This is a genomic window from Corynebacterium suicordis DSM 45110, assembly GCF_015351405.1.
In the GTDB taxonomy this organism is placed as follows: domain Bacteria; phylum Actinomycetota; class Actinomycetes; order Mycobacteriales; family Mycobacteriaceae; genus Corynebacterium; species Corynebacterium suicordis.
The window spans coordinates 340286-358829 of the sequence record NZ_JADKMY010000001.1; the positions used below are offsets into that span (position 1 = coordinate 340286).

The 18544-nt window shown below is 60.7% G+C and carries 18 protein-coding genes; 14 read left to right on the top strand and 4 right to left on the bottom strand.

The genetic code is table 11. From position 1 onward, the window contains the following. Positions 1 to 2: 2 nt before the first annotated feature. Complete coding sequence (locus tag IRY30_RS01605) at positions 3 to 965, bottom strand: helix-turn-helix transcriptional regulator (protein WP_194555658.1); 963 nt, start codon at positions 963 to 965, stop codon at positions 3 to 5. Between the two features lie 115 nt (positions 966 to 1080). On the opposite strand from IRY30_RS01605, the gene IRY30_RS01610 reads away from it, so the two are divergent. After that, the gene (locus IRY30_RS01610) at positions 1081 to 1638 is read left to right on the top strand and encodes a mycothiol transferase (RefSeq protein WP_194555659.1); all 558 of its coding nucleotides are present in this window, start codon (positions 1081 to 1083) and stop codon (positions 1636 to 1638) included. Positions 1639 to 1655: 17 nt separating this feature from the next. Here the strand turns inward: IRY30_RS01610 and IRY30_RS01615 are convergent, their stop codons facing one another. Next, positions 1656 to 3242 (bottom strand): SulP family inorganic anion transporter, encoded by a 1587-nt coding sequence (locus tag IRY30_RS01615; protein ID WP_194555660.1) that lies wholly within the window; start codon positions 3240 to 3242, stop codon positions 1656 to 1658. Between the two features lie 155 nt (positions 3243 to 3397). On the opposite strand from IRY30_RS01615, the gene IRY30_RS01620 reads away from it, so the two are divergent. Genes IRY30_RS01620 through IRY30_RS01630 form a run of 3 tightly spaced genes read left to right on the top strand, consistent with a single transcriptional unit; the run spans position 3398 to position 6313 of the window. Then, on the top strand, positions 3398 to 4162 hold the full coding sequence (locus IRY30_RS01620) for a phosphoglyceromutase (RefSeq protein ID WP_194555661.1): 765 nt from the start codon (positions 3398 to 3400) through the stop codon (positions 4160 to 4162). Between the two features lie 55 nt (positions 4163 to 4217). Next, complete coding sequence (locus tag IRY30_RS01625) at positions 4218 to 5612, top strand: sensor histidine kinase (RefSeq protein ID WP_309825931.1); 1395 nt, start codon at positions 4218 to 4220, stop codon at positions 5610 to 5612. Between the two features lie 2 nt (positions 5613 to 5614). Continuing rightward, positions 5615 to 6313, top strand: a complete 699-nt coding sequence (locus IRY30_RS01630) for a response regulator transcription factor (protein WP_194555662.1) — start codon at positions 5615 to 5617, stop codon at positions 6311 to 6313. On the opposite strand, the gene IRY30_RS01635 is transcribed toward IRY30_RS01630, so the two are convergent. After that, a complete protein-coding gene (locus tag IRY30_RS01635) occupies positions 6310 to 7311 on the bottom strand; it encodes a hypothetical protein (protein WP_194555663.1) in 1002 nt (333 codons plus the stop codon). The two genes, IRY30_RS01630 and IRY30_RS01635, sit on opposite strands and share 4 nt — an antisense overlap. Before the next feature lie 33 nt (positions 7312 to 7344). On the opposite strand from IRY30_RS01635, the gene IRY30_RS01640 reads away from it, so the two are divergent. The 5 genes from IRY30_RS01640 to IRY30_RS01660 all read left to right on the top strand — a co-directional run bounded on the left by IRY30_RS01640 (position 7345) and on the right by IRY30_RS01660 (position 11389). Continuing rightward, complete coding sequence (locus IRY30_RS01640; protein WP_194555664.1) at positions 7345 to 8277, top strand: Ppx/GppA family phosphatase; 933 nt, start codon at positions 7345 to 7347, stop codon at positions 8275 to 8277. Between the two features lie 110 nt (positions 8278 to 8387). Then, positions 8388 to 9515: a hypothetical protein gene (locus tag IRY30_RS10390; RefSeq protein WP_194555665.1), complete on the top strand. Its 1128-nt coding sequence runs from the start codon at positions 8388 to 8390 to the stop codon at positions 9513 to 9515. Positions 9516 to 9649: 134 nt separating this feature from the next. After that, the gene (gene proC, locus IRY30_RS01650) at positions 9650 to 10477 is read left to right on the top strand and encodes a pyrroline-5-carboxylate reductase (RefSeq protein ID WP_194555666.1); all 828 of its coding nucleotides are present in this window, start codon (positions 9650 to 9652) and stop codon (positions 10475 to 10477) included. 329 nt (positions 10478 to 10806) lie between these two features. Next, positions 10807 to 11010: a helix-turn-helix domain-containing protein gene (locus tag IRY30_RS01655; RefSeq protein WP_194555667.1), complete on the top strand. Its 204-nt coding sequence runs from the start codon at positions 10807 to 10809 to the stop codon at positions 11008 to 11010. 277 nt (positions 11011 to 11287) lie between these two features. Continuing rightward, positions 11288 to 11389 carry a 30S ribosomal protein bS22 gene (locus tag IRY30_RS01660; RefSeq protein WP_003855542.1) on the top strand — a complete coding sequence of 34 codons (102 nt, stop codon included), beginning with the start codon at positions 11288 to 11290 and terminating at the stop codon, positions 11387 to 11389. Positions 11390 to 11491: 102 nt separating this feature from the next. Here the strand turns inward: IRY30_RS01660 and IRY30_RS01665 are convergent, their stop codons facing one another. Further along, positions 11492 to 12610: an HAD family hydrolase gene (locus IRY30_RS01665; RefSeq protein WP_309825632.1), complete on the bottom strand. Its 1119-nt coding sequence runs from the start codon at positions 12608 to 12610 to the stop codon at positions 11492 to 11494. A gap of 58 nt (positions 12611 to 12668) precedes the next feature. On the opposite strand from IRY30_RS01665, the gene IRY30_RS01670 reads away from it, so the two are divergent. The 5 genes from IRY30_RS01670 to hemB all read left to right on the top strand — a co-directional run bounded on the left by IRY30_RS01670 (position 12669) and on the right by hemB (position 18533). Beyond that, the gene (locus tag IRY30_RS01670) at positions 12669 to 12935 is read left to right on the top strand and encodes a glutaredoxin family protein (protein WP_194555669.1); all 267 of its coding nucleotides are present in this window, start codon (positions 12669 to 12671) and stop codon (positions 12933 to 12935) included. A gap of 194 nt (positions 12936 to 13129) precedes the next feature. After that, positions 13130 to 14530: a glutamyl-tRNA reductase gene (locus IRY30_RS01675; protein WP_194555670.1), complete on the top strand. Its 1401-nt coding sequence runs from the start codon at positions 13130 to 13132 to the stop codon at positions 14528 to 14530. Continuing rightward, positions 14527 to 15525, top strand: coding sequence for a hydroxymethylbilane synthase (gene hemC / locus IRY30_RS01680; protein WP_194555671.1), 999 nt, complete (start codon positions 14527 to 14529; stop codon positions 15523 to 15525). Before IRY30_RS01675 ends, hemC begins: the two co-directional genes overlap by 4 nt. A 189-nt stretch (positions 15526 to 15714) precedes the next feature. After that, on the top strand, positions 15715 to 17499 hold the full coding sequence (locus tag IRY30_RS01685; protein ID WP_194555672.1) for a bifunctional uroporphyrinogen-III C-methyltransferase/uroporphyrinogen-III synthase: 1785 nt from the start codon (positions 15715 to 15717) through the stop codon (positions 17497 to 17499). A gap of 14 nt (positions 17500 to 17513) precedes the next feature. Further along, positions 17514 to 18533: a porphobilinogen synthase gene (gene hemB / locus IRY30_RS01690; protein WP_194555673.1), complete on the top strand. Its 1020-nt coding sequence runs from the start codon at positions 17514 to 17516 to the stop codon at positions 18531 to 18533. Positions 18534 to 18544: the final 11 nt, after the last annotated feature.

The following is an 18544-nucleotide window of genomic DNA, read 5'->3' on the forward strand; positions in this document are numbered from 1 at the left end:
TTTCAAAGAGCGCTGATCATGTGCGCGTGTTTTGAGATGCGAGCGAGTGCCTCTCGGAATTGAGTTGCTTCAGGCCCGTTCGGAAGAGTCAGCGCCGCATCCAGATCACGACTGACCCAGAGCATGTGCCAAGCGAGTTCATCCCAATTTGGGCCTCCCACTAGTAGCCGAGATCCGGTTGCCGTCGGTTCTAGCTGGTCACGATGTGCAGAGGGAACTCTCGCCACAACTTGCTCGACAGTGGCTTCAATTTCAATGGGCAAGACACAGGGGTAGCGACTGGCCAGATCGCGCTGAAACCCAGGGGATGGCGCATCTCGTGGTGAAAATGTCCACGTTGATGTCTTCACATCGCTCATGCGATCAAGTCGGAAGACCCGCCAGTCTTCACGAATCAGATCGAATGCCTGTAAGTACCAATGTTCACCTTGGGTCATCAATCGCGCGGGTTCCACTTCCCGTGAACTCGTTTCCCCATCCGGTTTGCAGTAGTTAAAACGGACTATGACGTGGTCACGTTGAGCGGTCGCAAGTTGTTGCAAAGTGTCTAGATTGATTGCAGAGCGATTCCGAGGGATCGCATAAGTGGCTGTGTTGATCGCCGCTGCAATGCTACGGAGCTTGGGTGGAAGGACGCGGTCGATCTTATTGAGTGCTCGCAGGCCGGCTTCTCCTACATCGTCCGCGCCCGATAGCGCGGCCATGCGCAGGCAAGCGACCAGAGCGACCGCTTCGTCATCGTCCAACAAGAGCGGTGGAAGTTGGCGCCCAGATCCGAGTCGATATCCACCGTCAATCCCAGGTTCGGAGTCAATGGGATAACCGAGGTCACGCAGCCTGGAGATATCTCGGCGCACGGTGCGGTGTGTAACACCGAGTTTTTCGGACAGCTCGATGGCTCGCCATGTTGTCCTGGCCTCAAGGAGCCCGAGAAGCTTTAAGACACGTTGCGTTGTTTCGGCCATGAGTTCATTATTTCTGAACTTGCGGACCGGATCTGTCCGCAAGCCGTTCTAGTGTGCGTTTAGCGGCAAAAAGCCGTCAAAGACCCAGCGTCAGAACCCAGAGTTAGGAAGCGCAATGTACCTCCCGCAGATTGATAATGCACGAGACACTCTCTGCAACTACCTGGAAGCACAATTGGACGGGATTCGTGCCAGTGCATATGGCCTCGAAGATACTCAAGCTCGGCAAACACCACTGCGAAGCGCGCTCAGTATCAGCGGAATCATCAAGCACATCATCTTTTGCATGAAGGGTTCTCTCTCCGGTGCCGGGCACCACGAGCACGATCAACCGGAGGACGCGTTTAACAAGAGCTTCACGCCCTCCGATGAGGAAACCTTGGAGAAGCTCTTGGCCACGTTTGATTCCGTCCGCGCTGAATATATGACGATGTGCCGTCAAGGCGATCTGGAATCAACTCTTCCCGTCGGGCCGATGCCATGGTTCAACATGAATGAGCCGCGAGAAGCCAAACTGCGCTATCTCTACGTTCATCACGTGGAAGAGTTCGCTCGACATGCAGGCCACGCGGACATCATTCGGGAGCAGATCGATGGGGCGAAAGCCGGTGAGCTGATGCTCGCGGTTGAAGGATTGCCTGGGAATGATTTCCTGTCCCCCTGGGAAAAGTGATACTTCGGCGAAGAGCGCTAGCCCAGCTTTCCGGATAGCCTCCGCAACCGGTTCTCGCTGGCCGCATCCAACCCGATAATCTCCACGGTTTTCCCCTTGTCCGCGTACTTCTGAATCACGGCATCAAGCGTGGCCACCGTGGACGCATCCCAGATCACCGCCTGGCTCATGTCCACGATCACCCGCGCTGGGTCTGTGGCGTATTCGAATTGATAGACGAGATCGTTGGAAGACGCGAAGAATAGCTGCCCGGTCACGGTGTAAATGCGCGCGTCAGCGACCTCTTCGTCACCTTCTTTTTCGACGCCACCCATCGCCGCTCGCACTTTCAACCCTTGCTCTGCGGGGAGTTCATCAACCGAGTGCGCGGTGATCCCCACCATGTGCGCCACGCGCCGGGAGAACAACACCATGGCGGTGAGCACACCCATCGCCACGCCGATGGCCAGGTTGTGGCTGAGCAGGGTGGAAAACACTGTGACCAGCATGACCGTGGTTTCGCTCAGCGGCATATTCCGCAGCGTGGAGGGTTTCACGGAATGCCAGTTGAAAGAGCCAACCGCCACCATGATCATGATGCCGGTCAGCGCGGCCATGGGGATCAGCCCCACGATGTCACCCAAACTAACTACCAGCACTAGCAAAAACACTCCCGCCAGCAGCGTGGACAAGCGAGTGCGTGCACCGGAAGCACGGGTGTTAATCAGCGTCTGGCCGATCATCGCGCATCCGCCCATGCCCCCGAACACTCCGGTGACGATGTTCGCGATTCCCTGGCCCCAGCTTTCGCGGGTCTTATCGGAGTGGACATCGGTGATGTCATCCACCAACTTTGCGGTCAGCAGGGATTCCAGCAACCCCACCAAGGCCATGCCCAGTGCGTACGGAGCGATGATCTCCAACGTTTCCAGCGTGAAAGGCACGTTGGGGAAAATCAGCGAAGGCAGGCTGGAGGGCAGCTCACCTTGATCTGAGACATTCGGCACATTCCATCCGGTAGCGATCACCAACGGGGTCAGCACCAGAATCGCAATCAGCGGTGCAGGAATAGCACTGGTCAACCGCGGGAAGAACACTACGATCGCGATACTCACAGCCACCAGCGGATACACCAGCCACGGCACCCCGACCAGGTGCGGAATCTGCCCGCTGAACACGATGATCGCCAGAGAATTAATGAACCCCACCATCACCGAACGGGGGATGAAGCGCATCAGCTTCGCCACCCCAAGCACTGCCAACACAATCTGAAAAACCCCAGCCAGGATCACGCACGCCAACAGATAATCCAGGCCATGACTGGCTACCAGCGGCGCGATCACCACAGCCACGGCACCGGTGGCCGCGGAAATCATCGCGGGGCGACCACCCGTAAAAGCAATCGTGATGGCCATGGTGACAGAGGCGAACAAGCCCACCCGCGGGTCCACGCCAGCCAGCACGGAGAAACTAATGGCCTCTGGGATCAATGCCAGCGCCACCACCAACCCGCCCAGAATTTCTGTCCGCAGCCGGGGCAGAGAGGAGAATGCGAAGCGGAAGCTAGAGATCACCCCAGTGGGGGCGGACTGTCCAGAAAGAAGCGGAGCTGAGGCTGAGTGCACAGAGTCTAAAGTTCCACAATTGCTGGGGTGAGGGGATGCAGGGGTGGCGTCGAAAAAGGAAAAGTACACAAAATCCACCACAAACCGGGGGAAATGAAGGCCCAGCACCCCGAGCGTGCACAGGGAATACCCCCAAACATGGCACTATGGAAAGCATGAGCGATAAAGAACAGAACCACGGAACCCTGATCCTTCTGCGCCACGGCCAGAGCGAATGGAACGCCTCCAACCAGTTCACCGGCTGGGTGGATGTGCACCTCACGGAGCAGGGCCGCGAAGAGGCCAAGCGCGGCGGCAAGATGATCAAGGATGCGGGTCTGCAGCCGAGCATTTTGTACACCTCGCTGCTGCGTCGCGCGATTACCACCGCGAATATCGCGCTGGATGAGGCTGATCTGCACTGGATCCCAGTGATTCGCGATTGGCGCCTCAACGAGCGTCACTATGGCGCACTACAGGGTCTGAACAAGGCGGAGACCAAGGAGAAGTACGGCGAGGATCAGTTCATGTCCTGGCGTCGTTCTTATGACACCCCACCACCAGAGATCGAGGTGGACAACCAGTACGCCCAGACCAACGAGGCGCGCTACGCTGACCTGCCCGAAGTTCCCCGCACCGAGTGCCTGCTGGACGTGGTCAAGCGCTTCATCCCTTATTACGAAGAGGAAATCGCCCCCCGCATTGCCCGCGGTGAGACTGTCCTGGTGGCAGCTCACGGCAACTCCTTGCGCGCCCTGGTGAAGTACTTGGACAATATTTCCGACGCCGATATCGCCGGACTCAACATCCCCACCGGCATTCCACTGGTCTATCGCGTGGGTACCGACGGCACCGTTCTCAACCCAGGTGGCGAGTACCTCGACCCAGAGGCAGCCGCCGCGGGAGCCGCAGCAGTGGCAGCCCAGGGTGAAGCAAAGTAAGCCAGATAAAACTAAACGCAGTCACGCTGGCCAATAGCTGCTAGCGTGTCTCCTTGTGAACAGCCTGCTTCTCGGACTGCTGATAGGCCTCCTCATCGGTGTGCTTCTCGGCGTGCTCGCGCTGCAGTTCTACCGCGTGCGCGTGAAGCGTCAGCGCAACAACCGCACCGCCTCTGAGCTGCAGGGAAACCGCGTTTCCACGGTGGCTCAGGTGCTGCATTTCGCCATTCAATCCGCGCCCAGTGCCGTAGTGGTGGTGGATAAGCGCCGCAACGTGGTGATGTCCAACCCACGTGCGCATGAGCTCTCCCTGGTGCACGAGCGCGCTGTGAACGAAACAGTGTGGAAGACAGTGCAGCGCGTGTTCATGGATCACGAGAGCCGCGAGATCACCTTCACCCCGCCGCGGCGCAAGGGCAGCCGACCCGTGATCGCGGTGGCTGGGCAGGTGCAGCTGCTCACGCTGCAGGATGATCGTTACGCGGTTATTTATGCCACGGATGATTCCGAGCACCTGCGCATGGAATCCGCTAGGCGAGACTTCGTGGCCAACGTTTCTCACGAGTTGAAAACCCCGGTGGGGGCAATTTCCCTGCTGGTGGAAACCCTCATGGAGGTCCGCGAGGATCCCGAATCCGTGGAGTACTTCGGCGGCAAACTGGTGGGGGAGACCCGCCGGATGGGGCAGATGATCACCGAACTGATCTCCCTGTCCAAGCTGCAGGGTGCCGAATCTCTGCCGGATCCGCAGATGATCAGCATTGACTCCGTGGTGGAGGAAGCGTTTGATCGTTGCAAGCTGGCCGCGGAAACCGCCAATATTGAGCTGGTGAAGGATGGGCGTAGCGGGGCGCTGGTGATGGGTGACAAGTCGCTGCTGGTTACCTCGGTGTCCAACCTGATGACTAACGCCATCAACTACTCACCAGCAGGCACGCCCGTGTCCGTGTCCCGGGAAATCCATGACGACCTCGTGCGGGTCAAGGTGACGGACCGCGGGATCGGCATTGCGCCGGAGGATCAAAAGCGCCTGTTTGAGCGCTTTTTCCGCGTGGATAAGGCTCGCTCCCGCAACACGGGAGGTACGGGCTTGGGGCTGGCCATCGTCAAGCACGTGATGATGAACCACGGTGGGCGAGTGTCCGTGTGGTCCCGTCCGGGCACCGGCTCCACCTTCACGCTGGAGTTGCCGCGATTCACCCCGAGCGAAACCGGGCTGCCTGCGGGCGAAACCCCCGTGGTGCCCAGCGAGAATTCCTTGACCGGCACTAATATGGATGTGCTGGAAGAGATTTTCCCGAACGATCAACTGGCCGACTTCCCCGAAGAGGAGATAGATGGCCGTGCCCAGAGTGATCCGGGCTACAGTGGCACTCGAAGAAACCCTGAGAGCACAGAGCACGACCAGCAGCACCAAGTACCAACCAGCAACAGAGAGGGGCGCGAGTAAACGTGACCAGCGTTCTCATTGTCGAAGACGAGGAATCCTTGGCAGAGCCATTGGCGTTCCTGCTCAAGAAAGAGGGCTTTGAAGTCTTCTTGGCTGGTGATGGCCCCACTGCTCTCGAGGTCTTCGCCGCCGAAAAGGTGGATATTGTCCTGCTGGATCTGATGCTCCCCGGAATGTCCGGCACCGAGGTGTGCCGTCAGCTGCGCCAGACTTCCGCCGTTCCCGTGATCATGGTGACTGCGCGCGATAGTGAGATCGACAAGGTAGTGGGCCTGGAGCTCGGCGCGGATGATTACGTGACCAAGCCTTACTTTGCCCGCGAGCTCATTGCCCGCATCCGCGCCGTGCTGCGCAGGGGAGGGGAGAACGTTCCCCAGGGTGAGGACATCGCTGATGACGGCATGGTCCTGCGCGACAACCGCGTGATGATGGACGTGGAGCGTCACATCGTCACCGTGGATGGCAGCAAGGTGCCCATGCCTCTCAAAGAGTTTGACCTGCTGGAATACCTGATGCGCAACTCCGGTCGCGTGCTCACCCGCGGCCAGTTGATCGATCGCGTGTGGGGTGCCGATTACGTGGGCGATACCAAGACCCTCGACGTGCACATCAAGCGCCTGCGCTCCAAGATCGAGCGCAATCCTTCCCGCCCGGAGATCCTGGTCACCGTGCGCGGGCTGGGTTACAAGTTCGAGGCCTAGATCCCCATCTCGCGCGCCTGCGCAGTAGCTGGGTGAATCGAGAGCAGCGGGAATCCGCTGGGTGCCACGGCAGCTAGTTGTTCCCGCGCCTCGCAATGCTCGGCCACCACCGCGTAGGCCTCGCTGCCGATGAGCTCGGTCAGCTCTTCCTCATGTGTGCGCCACAGCGCCTCGGTTCCGGCGTGGCAATTCGGATCCGTGGTGCAGTACCAATCGAAGTCCTCGCCACCATTTCCCCAACCCCGCCGGGTGTACTCCGTGATGGTGGTGCGCAGCTGCTCAGCCCCATCGGGCCGAGTCTCCCATTCCTCCAGCCGGCGCAACGGCAGCTGCCAGCACACCTCAGGCTTGGACTCCAGGACATTCTCCCCGTTGCGCAGCGCCCACGCATGCAGCGCGCACCCCTGACCGCCCACAAACCCCGCGCGATTGGCGAAAATACACGCCCCGGACGTGGTGATGGTTTTCAGCGCGGGCTCCATCCCGCCCTCGTCGTTCTCCAGCTCATCCCACTCCAACCACGGCTCCAATTCCCCCATCGTGGCACCGTAGCCATTGTTTTCTTGAGTCCCTTGGGTTTCTTCTTCCCCGCCCTCATTCCCCTTTTTTCCCGACGCCGCCAGCGACTTCTCCCACGCCTCCATTTGTTCTGCGGGGCGGAACTGCCACTCATCCTCGGTTAATGTCGCGGCTACTTTGGCCACTCGCGCCCGGTCATCAGCATCGGTGAGAAAAGCCCCGTGGGAGCAGCAGCCGACGTCGGGATTGCTGGCGTCGATCCCCAAACACGCCTCGGTGCCAAAACGGCAACGGTACGTGGACAAAAGCCACGTGAGATCCACTTGGATGATGTGCTCGGAATCCGCAGGGTCTAAGAACTCCAGCCATTCTCTGGGGTAATCCGCGGGCAATTCGCGACCCTCGCGGACGGAAAGATCCGCCGCCGTTCCCTCCGGATAACCGGAGGCTGCGGAGAGGTGTTGAGGCGATTGGTTCACAGCATTCACCGTAGACGGGTTAGGCTAGGTGCCGTGCGATTAGGTGTCCTAGATGTAGGAAGTAACACGGTTCATTTAGTGGTGGTCGATGCCCAGCAGGGCGGGCCGCCTACTCCGATGAGCAATTGGAAGACCCCGATGCGGTTGGTGGAGTACCTGGATGACAAGGGTGCCATCAACAAGAAGGGTCAAGAGCGTCTGTTCAACGGCGTAGCGCTGGCCAAGGAGATGTCAGAGCAATTCCGTTGCGATGAGATGCTCCCCTTTGCTACCTCGGCGATTCGCTCTGCCACAAACTCCGAGCAGGTGCTGGAAAGCCTGGAGAAGGAAACGGGCGTTCGCCTGCGGATTCTCTCCGGTGAGGAAGAAGCTCGGCTGACCTTCTTGGCTGTTCGACGCTGGTATGGCTGGTCCGCTGGTCGCATCTGCGACCTGGACATCGGCGGTGGTTCATTGGAGATGTCCCTGGGCACCAACGAGAACCCCGATGTAGCGTGTTCGGTGAACCTGGGTGCGGCGCGGTTGACCAAGGAGTGGTTCGTGACCGACCCTCCGGAGAAGAAGACCATCGCCGAGCTGCGGGAATACATCGATTCCACTCTGGAAGATCCCGTCACCCAATTGTTGGAATCCGGACCATTGGACTTGGCAGTGGGTACCTCCAAGACGTTCCGCATGCTGGCCCGCCTCACCGGTGCTGCCCCGAGCTCAGCCGGACCGCGCGTGAAGCGCGTGCTGACCCAAGCTGGTTTGCGCCAGCTCATCTCGTTCATTTCACGAATGACCGCGGCAGACCGGGCGGAACTGGAAGGCGTGAGCGCGGATCGCTCCCACCAGGTGGTGGCCGGAGCTTTGGTGGCAGAGGCATCGATGCGTAAATTGGGCATCGATACTCTCCATATTTGCCCATGGGCACTTCGCGAGGGCGTAATTTTCAGGCAGACCGATCAGGTTTTGCTGAAGTAATTCTTTCCTTCGCCTTGTTGAGATGCGTTAAACGGCATTTCTGACTGTATGGTGAAGGCTTAATGTATGTAATTGGATCAGAGCGCGTTCGATCTTGATGGGAACGATTGATGAGTGAGAAGCTGACAGTCGCGGAACTGATGGCCCGCAATGGCCGGAAGTCTGCCGACGGTGCGGATGAAAGTTCGCGGCGGCGTAGGCGTCGCAACCTGGAATCAGGTGGCGTATCTGTTGCGGAGCTGACAGGCTCCATTCCTGTCGTTACCCAAAAGGACGTGGATGAGCAGAAGGCCGCTGATGCCGCTGCTCAAGCACCTGCCGAGCGTAAGCCTGCCCCGCGAGTCTCCAGGCGCGCTGCGGAAAAGCCAGGCGAAGTCACCACCCAGATGACCCCGGTGAAGGATGCCCCCGCTGCGGCGCAGAAGCCACCGGTGGCTGCTGAGACTCGAAATGCTGAGACTAAGAGCACCGGCTTCAAGCGTGCGACGACTGCTTCTTCAGGCACCAAGCCTGTGGATGCTAAGCCAGCAGAGACCAAGCCTGTTGCTAACAAGCCAGTTGAGAATAAGCCTGCGGCGGATAAGTCCCGCACTCCTGCCCAGCCCGTATCCCACGAGGATGCGCGCAAGGCCGAAGCTCAGCTGATCGGTGGAGACAACACCGCCGCTACCACTGCCACCAGCAACACCGCGGCAAAGCCAAACGTTGAGAAGCCTTCTGCGTTCAAGCCTGCCGACGAGAAGCCAGCAGCCAATAAGCCTTTCGCCAAGGCTGCTGCTGCCGTGCCTGCATCCGCTGCAGCTGCAACCTCCGCAAAGGGCGCGCCGACTCCCGTGAAGGAGAAGGAGGTGGCGTCGAATCTTAAAAAGGACCCGGCTGCCACCCGCACCGAGCGCACCCCAGTGCCGGCGAAGAAGGATGATGAGTTCGCCGCGCTAGAGGCGGCTTTGGATGAAGATGAGGTCATCGATTACGAGGACAACACCATCTCCTGGCCAGCAATGATCGGGCAGGCGCTGCTCGCGATTGCTGCCGGCGTAGGCATCTTCTTCGGATTCAGCCTGCTGTGGTCCAACCTGCCTTCGATCGTGGTGCTGGTGCTGGCCCTGGCTGTCACCCTCCTGCTGGTCGGACTGGTGCACGCGCTGCTGCGTCACAACGATAAGTTGCTGATGCTCCTAGCGTTCGTGGTGGGTCTGATCCTCACTTTCGGCCCGCGGTTGGTCATCGGAATTTGATCTGCAAAGAGTGAATGCGTGCAGCCCTTCAGGAATCTTCCTGGAGGGTTTTGTGCTGCTCGGGGCAGTTTTATCCCCCAGGCATAGGGGTGGGATCATGGCAGGAGTGCAGGAACGCTGGCACAGTTGAACGTATGACTCGAATTGGAATTATTGGCGGAGGAAACATTGGCGAGGCGCTGTTCTCCGGAATCATCGGAGACGGCACCGACCCCAAGAGCATCATCGTGGCAGACCCCACACCGAAGCGTTTGGAGCAACTTCAAGAGCAATACGGAGTGGTCACCACCGAGGACAGCTCCGAGGCCGCAGATGGCGCGGACTACCTCTTTATCTGCGTGAAGCCAGACGTGGTTCCCACCGTGCTGGATGACATCTCCGAAGCGCTGAATTCCAATGGAGACACCGTGGTGGTCTCCGTGGCAGCGGGTGTCACCATCTCCACGATTGAAGGAGCACTCTCCGCGGGCACCCCTGTGGTGCGCGTGATGCCCAACACCCCGATGCTGGTGGGCAAGGGAGCGTCCGGGCTGGCAGGCGGACGCTATGCCGAGCAGAGCCACGTGGAGGCAGTCCAAGAGCTCCTGTCCGCCACGGGCACTGCGGTGATCGTCAAGGAGAAGGATCTGGACGCGGTGACTGCCGTCTCCGGTTCTGGCCCCGCATACATCTTCATGGTCGCTGAGGCGATGATCGATGCAGGAGTGAACCTCGGCCTGCCCCGCCCCTTGGCGCAAGAGTTGGCAGTTGCCACGGTTGAGGGCGCGGCCACGATGATGGCGAAGAACCAGGCGGAAGAGGACGGCGATGATCCCGCCGCACTGCGCGCCAAGGTTTCTTCCCCAGGCGGCACCACTGCTGCTGCTACCCGCACCTTGGATGAAGAGGGCTTGCGCCGCGCGTTCTACAAGGCCATGCAAGCTTGTAAGGACCGCTCGGTGGAATTGGGTAAGAGCGACTAAGGCTTCGCGGCCAGTGGCGCGGTGCAGTTGCGTGGCGCTCGAGAGCGTTACAGAAATGCCCCGGGGGTAACCGGTGGGGGTCTTGTGACTCCTGGGTTCCCACGGGGCATCTTTGGGCTTTATTCATAACTTTTGCCACGCCAGAATAGTTCTGGCTCTGCAGATTCACTGCGTCCCGCTACGCAACAACTAGTAACAATCGTTGCTTTCTCCCCCGTGTTATACATCTGCCACACGCTTCACGTTATGATGGCTAAAGCGATTCTTGTGTGACGTCTTGCAGGAGGGGAAGCCTGCAGCACGCGAGAAATCCTAGAAAGTGATGATTAATGGCTAACAATGAGAACGGAATCTACCTCACTGTCGCTGAGGTGGCGGAGCTGATGCGCGTCTCGAAGATGACGGTGTATCGCTTGGTTCACTCTGGAGACCTGCCAGCTGTGCAGGTTGGTCGCTCTTTCCGAGTTCACGAGCAGGCAGTCGAGAAGTACCTCGGCTCCAGCGTGTACAAGGCAACCGACCAAGCCGGTTAAAGCATCTTTTCAGGTACTCACTGCTTGTCACCCTCGGCGAAAGCCGGGGGAGGCAAGGGGTTTTTTGTTTTAGGTGCCGGTAGAGCGGTAGACTAACCACCATTCGTGTCGGCCGTCCCCGGCACAGTTTCCGCCCGCTAAGGCGGAGCAGCGATTTACCAGCCGAGATTATGGTTGGCGCACCCGCGCTCACAACGCGAAAGTGCTCGCCGCTCCCCACGGTTAGGCGGGTTGATAACTGTTTTGATCGACCAACTGATGAAGCGAGGTTCCCACCATGGGTTCAGTGATCAAGAAGCGCCGCAAGCGTATGTCCAAGAAGAAGCACCGCAAGATGCTTCGCCGTACTCGCGTTCAGCGACGGAAATTGGGCAAGTAAGCCTTCTGGCCACAAGCTTTCCGCAGATTCCTTGCGGCTTGGGCCGAAAAAATCCGCCCTTGGTGTGCAACACACTGAGAGGCGGATTTTTTATGTCTGCGCCTACTTGCGCAGGATCCAGTACCCGCCAGCAGCCGCAGCCCCCGCAGCAGCCGCCGTGCCACCAGCGCGCACCACTTTCCGGCTCCTCCGGTAATCCCGGATCTCCCATCCATTACGCTGTGCCGCCTTGCGCAGCTGAGTGTCCGGATTCACGGCCACGGCAGTGCCCACCTTGGAGAGCATGGGGATGTCATTGATGGAATCGGAGTAGGCCGTGCATCGCGCCAGATCCAGCCCCTCGTAGGCGCTCAGGGCCACTACCGCGTGCTGTTTGCCCGGGCCGTGCAGCATATCGCCCACCATCCGGCCGGTGAACGTGCCATCCTCCACCTCGGCAACGGTTCCCAGCGCGCCGGTGAATCCCAGTTCCCGGGCGATGATCTGCGCCAACTGCACAGGCGCCGCAGTCACCAACCACACCTGATGCCCCGCTTGCAGGTGCATATCCGCCAATTCCTTGGTGCCGGGGAAGATGCGTTCGGAGATGCTCGCCGCCCAAATTTCCTCCGCCATGGACACCAGTTCCGAGACCTTGTGCCCCTTCACCAGCGCCAAAGCCTGCTCGCGCCCCTGATCGATGTCTCCCTGGTTCTCCCCGGAGAGCCGGAAGCGCAGCTGCTTCCACACAAATCCGAGCACTTCACCCACGCCGAAGAATTTCCGCTTCACCAGCCCGCGAGCGAAAAGCAGGATGGAGGCACCTTTGATCAGCGTGTTGTCGACGTCGAAAAACGCCGCCGCACCCACGTCCTGCGGTATCGAGGGATCCGGGTCATTGAGCTTATTCACCCCACCGGCGGCCTGGCTGGCACCGTGCAGATTCCTCAATCCATCGCGCAGGGCCGCATCGGGCACATCGAGTTTCCGCGCCAGCTGGTTGATCGCCTCCCGGTTCGGGTCGTTGGGAGCGTCCGGGTTCAGTGCTTGCCACTGGGTTGATTGTGTTTCCGACGCCACCTCGGCGACCCCCGCCGAGTAATTCGACCCGCCGAGGGATTGCAACGCGTGCTGCACGGCGGCCTCGCCTGCCTGTACCTGTGCGGATTCACCGCGGGTGGGAAACACTCGCCGGGAAAGAAAGGCCCTCACCCGGCTGCGGATAGTGGATTGCGTACTCACTGTTTCTAAGTTACTAGCTCGCTCGCTGAGGGGATAGCGGTCAGCTAGCATCGTGGGGATGAAGAGAACTCCCGCCGATGTCACCCTCCTGGTGCGCTCTACGTGTGGCTCGTGTGCGCGGGTCGAGCAGCAGATTCAGCCCGTGATCCAGGATGCGGGCGCGCAACTCACGGTGGTGCAGTTGGATGGGCCGCAGGCTGCGGGCAATGCGGAGATTCTGGAGCTGGAGCAGGAATTCGGCGATCGCGTGCCCGTGGTGTTGGTGAACGGGGAAGAGTTCGCCTGCTGGGAAGTGGACAATGAGGAACTTGCAGCCGCTCTGTAGGTCTGCTGCCGGCCTTCTGTCACCCGAGTCGCTCTATAACACTTGGATGCACCGTTTTGTCATTGGGGTGGGTTAACGATAGCGTAGGGGTTCATAAATGCCCGAGGGTCGCCTTGCAGAAAAAGGTGGCTTAAGCGCCCGCGATCGTGTGGCCTTCCACGGGGAAACACGCATGCAGGAGGCCTGGAACAGGTATGAACGTTAGCGCAGCGACAGGCACCGCAGCAGTGTTGCTGGTGGGTTTGTCCTTCCGCTCCGCACCCGTTCCGGTTCTGGAAAAGGTCTCGCTGGCAGATTCCGAACTCCCCAAGCTGCAGATGGCTTTGCTGGAAAGCGACGCAATTTCTGAGGCCCTGGTGCTCTCCACGTGCAACCGCATGGAGTTCTACACCGTGGCCAATGCGTTCCACTCCGGGTTGGATCACGTGGTGGAGACCATCGCGCGCTTCGCCGAGTTGCCCGCGGAGGATCTGGAACCCCACCTCTACGTGCACTATTCCGATTCCGCAGCCGAGCACATGCTGAACGTGGCTTCCGGCCTGGATTCCATGGTGGTGGGCGAACAGCAGATCATCGGGCAATTGCGCAGTGCCTACCAGCAGTCCAATGACATCGGCTCGGTGGGCAGGACTCTGCACGACCTCACGCAGCGCGCTCTGCACACGGGAAAGCGGGTGCACTCGGAGACGAACATCGATACCGCTGGAGCATCCATGGTGTCTTTCTCCGTGGATAAAGCTTTGGATCGATTGGGCGTCGATAAGAAAACAGAAAACCCGATGAGTGGCCGCCGGGCACTGATTGTGGGCGCGGGAGCGATGGCCTCGCTGGCTTCCACGTACCTCGGGAAACTGGGGATTGAGCACGTCACCGTGGCAAACCGCACGCTTACTCGCGCGGAAAACCTTGCCACGCACGCCCGCGAGGCAGGCGTGAATGCGGACGCTGTATCGCTGACTGAGATGCCGCAGCTGATCGGTTCGGTGGACATCATCGTGTCCGCTACGGGTGCTGCCGGGCATGTGGTGCTGGCGGAGCATGTGCGCGCCTCCCGCGATGAGCACGGCGCGGGGGAGCGGCCGCTGGCGCTGGTGGATCTCTCCATGCCCCGGGATATCGAACAGACCACGGCGGAGATTCCCCACGTGCACCTGCTCAACATCGAGGAGCTCACGGAGCTCGCAGGTGAAGGTGTGGAAGACGAGGATCCGGCGCGTCGCATCGTGGGTGAAGAGCTGGAGTTGTTCCTCGAGGAACAACGCCTCCAGACGGTGATCCCCACGGTCAAGGCGCTGCGCAAGAAGGGCGTGGATCTCATGGCCGATGAGATGCTGCTGTTGGAACGGCAAACCCCGGAGATGTCCGCCGCGGATCGCCAAGCAGTGGAAAAGGCCATGCGCAGGTTTCTGGACAAACTCCTGCACACGCCCACCGTGCAGGCCAAAAAGCTTTCCGGCGCCGGTACACCAGTGAGCTACCCAGATGCGCTCGCAGCCCTGTTCCAACTGCCCATCGGGGCCGCACGCTCAGTCTCTGAAACCAAACCGGTCTCCGAAAACAATCCAGCCCGATCCACCGAGAGGAAACAGTCATGACCAGCAAACGAACGTTCCTCATTGGCACCCGTGGCTCTTTGCTCGCCACCACCCAGTCCGGGCACGTGCGCGAGGCAATCACGTCCCAGGGACTGCAGGCTGAACTGCACCTGGTGCACACCCCGGGCGATGCATCGCAGGCTGCGCAGACTCCGGTGGCGCAGATCGGCATCGGTGTCTTCACCGAGACCCTGCGCAACGCGCTGGATTCGCACGAATGCGATATTGCCGTGCACTCCTTCAAGGATCTGCCCACCGCGGCAGATCCGCGTTTCCGCACCGTGGTGCCCACCAGGGTTGATCCCCGTGAGGTGCTGATCAGTGTGGATAACAAGCCCCTCATGGAGCTCGCGCCCGGTGCCAAGGTGGGCACCGGCGCGCCCCGCCGGGTGTCGCAGATCCTCGCGGTGCGCCCGGACCTGGAACTGGTTCCGCTGCGCGGAAACATCACCACCCGCATGAGCCGGGTTGGCCAAGACCTGGATGCCGTGGTGCTGGCGCGCGCAGGATTAGAGCGCGTGGACATGCTGGACAACGCGGCAGAATCCATCGACCCACAGCTGGTTATGCCCGCCCCAGCCCAGGGTGCGCTGAGCGTGGAAGTGCGCGCGGATGATGAAGAGGCGTTTGCCGCCGTGGCGGCACTGGATGATTCCTTGAGCCATGCCCAGGCCATTGCGGAACGAGCAGTGCTCTCCACACTTGAGGCGGGATGCTCCGCACCCGTGGGAGCGTATTCCACCCTGGAGATGCATCCTGCTGGCGCAAGTGGAGAAACCACCGCCACGCTGCGCGTATACGGCGGAGCATTTGCTCTCGATGGTTCGGACACTCTGGTGCGCGATGCCTCCGCGGAGATCCCTTTCGGCTCCACCCGCACGCTGCTTGATGCCACATGGTCGGAGACCGCTGCGCAGGCTAAACGCTTAGGCACGCAGGTGGGCGAGGCACTTCTGGCAGATGGCGCGGAAAGACTCATGGCTATTCATCGTTGACAAGCCCCCTGTATGAACGCGGCCGGAGCACACCCCGGCTGCAGAGAAAAATTTTGCTGAGATCCACAACATTCACTTCTTCCCGAGGTGCCATTCGTTCGAGAATGCCACTTGCACAGCGCGCAGCGATGCGCATGCCAAGCGGCCCAGGCCGCCAGGGGAAAACCCAAGTACATGGAAAGCCAACTAATGACTGATTCCGGAAATGCCACGTTGAGCACCGGTCGCATCCTCTTTGTGGGTGCGGGGCCGGGTAACCCGGATCTCTTGACTGTCCGGGCCCGCGAAGTGCTGGAAAATACCGCGTATGCCTGGGTAGACCCAGCCGTGACCGCTGGCATCCGCAGGCTGATCGCCGCCCACGTGGCGGTTCCAGAAGAGAAGTTGGAAGCCGCGGAGGCTGAGTGGGAGAGCAAGCTCAAGGCTGCCAAGGAGGCAGGAGCTCGACGCAAGCCACCACGGCCTGAGCCACCCACCGCAGCAGAGGTAGTGGATGCTGAGCCTTCCATGCTCGCCGATCAGCACAAGATCACCGCTGCCCAAATGGTGCAGCGCGCCCAAGAGGGTGATGACGTGGTGCGCTTGGTTACCGGAAACCCGCTGAGCAATGAATCGGTTATGGCGGAGCTGCAGGAAGTTGCCACTTTGGCAGAGCCCCTGAATGTGGAGTTCCAGGTGATCCCCGGCATGACGGGCGCTTCGGCTGTTCCCGCCTTCACCGGAATCGGCGTGGGTCCAGATGTGACCACCGCTGATGTGCGGGAGAGCGCGGACTGGGATCAGCTGGCCCACGCGGGTCTGCCCCTGATCCTCACCGCCAGCCCAGAGAACTTGGTGGGGATCGCCCAAGAGCTGAAGCAGCGGGACATCCCGGGCAACACTCCAGCCACCGTGACGGCGCACGCCACCACCCGTCGCCAGCGCAGCTATGACGTCACCCTGGACACCCTCAAGTCCGTGACCGCAGCCTCTGGCCCTGCCGCCAAGGACGGGGAAATCCCGGAAGAACTGCTGGTGACCATCGGTGCGCAGGCTGATCCCGCGCTGCGCTCCAAGTACTCCTGGTGGGAGAACCGCGCTCTGTACGGATGGACCGTGCTGGTTCCCCGCGCCAAGAACCAGGCGGGCCCCATGAGCACCCGCTTGGCACGCCACGGCGCGATTCCCGTGGAGGTTCCCACCATTGCGGTGGAGCCACCTCGAAGCCCAGCGCAGATGGAACGCGCCATCAAGGGATTGGTGGACGGTCGCTATCACTGGATCGTCTTCACCAGCGTGAATGCCGTGAAGGCAACGTGGGAGAAGCTGGCGGAGTTCGGCCTGGATGCGCGCGCCCTAGCCGGCGTGCGCGTGGCTGCCGTGGGTCCAAAGACTGCCCAAGCCGTGCGTGACCTCGGCATCACCCCAGAGCTGCTGCCCCGCGCAAACGCCCGGAACGCCTCTGGCATCCTCGAGTTCTTCCCAGCCCATGATGAGGACCTGGATCCCGTGGATCGCGTTCTCTTGCCGCGCGCTGATATCGCCACGGAAGTGCTGGTAGAAGGCTTGATCGAGCTGGGTTGGGAAGTGGATGACGTGGTGGCCTACCGCACCGTCCGCGCCGCTCCGCCAAGCCCGGAGATCCGCGACATGATCAAAACCGGTGGCTTCGATGCCGTGTGCTTCACCTCCTCTTCAACCGTGAAGAACCTGGTGGGCATCGCGGGCAAGCCACACGCGCGCACCATCATCGCCTGCATCGGCCCGATGGCCGCCCAGACCGCCAAGGATCACGGACTTCGCGTCGATGTGATGCCCGAGCACGCTGGGGTGGAAGACATCGTGGACGCGCTGGCAGAACATGTTGCGGAACTGCGTGCAGCAGGGCAGTTGCCACCACCTCGGAAGAGGCGGCGTCGGCGAAAGAACCCGAGCACCAACCCCATGGAGCTCGAGGATCAACCTGCCACCGACGCGGCGAACGAAGAGGACTAACATCGGAGGGCATTATGCCTAGTTCTGATGCTTTTATCCCTTTCCGCCGTCCGCGTCGCTTGCGGACCAACCCCGTAATGCGCAATTTCACCGCGGAGACGGATCTCAACCCCAACCGTTTCGTGCTGCCGATGTTCATCGCTGACCGGCCGGATGCAGCCGGGGCGCAGCCGATTTCCAGTCTGCCCGGGGTGGTGCAGCACACGGAATCCACCATGCTCCGCGCCGTCGAAGAGGCGATGGAGGCCGGGGTGGGCGCTATCGACCTGTTCGGCGTGCCCAAGGAAGAGGACAAGGATGCCACCGGTAGCGCGGGTATCGATGCAGGTGGAGTGCTTAATCGGGCAATCGCCACCGTGCGCCGCGAGTTTGGCAACGAGATCCTGGTGATGGCCGATACCTGCCTGGATGAGTTCACCGACCATGGTCACTGTGGTGTGTTGGGAACCGATCCGTTGGGTGAGGCCATCATTGATAACGACGCCACACTGGAGGCCTACGCCGCCATGGCCCTGGCCCAGGCAGATGCCGGGGCGCACATGGTCAGCCCTTCCGGAATGATGGATGGCCAGGTTCGTCGGATCCGCGAAACCCTGGATGCGGCCGGACATCAGAATGTGTCCATCATGGCCTATTCCGCCAAGTACGCCTCTGCCTTTTATGGCCCATTCCGCGAGGCCGTGGGATCTTCCCTGCAGGGTGATCGGCGCCAGTACCAGCAGGATGCGCGCAATGTCCGCGAGTCTCTCTTGGAGACGCAGCTGGATATTGATGAAGGCGCGGACATCGTGATGGTCAAGCCCGGAATGCCTTACCTGGATGTATTGCGACAGGTGGCGGAGATGTCTCCCGTGCCCGTGGCTGCCTACCAAGTGTCCGGTGAATACGCGATGATCAGCGCAGCGGCAGAGAAGGGCTGGATTGACCTGGAGCCCGCGATCATGGAATCCCTCACTGGTTTCCACCGCGCGGGTGCGGATATCGTGCTCACGTATTGGGCAACCACCGCGGCCAAGCTCCTCCGCCAAGGCTAGGGCTTCGCCAG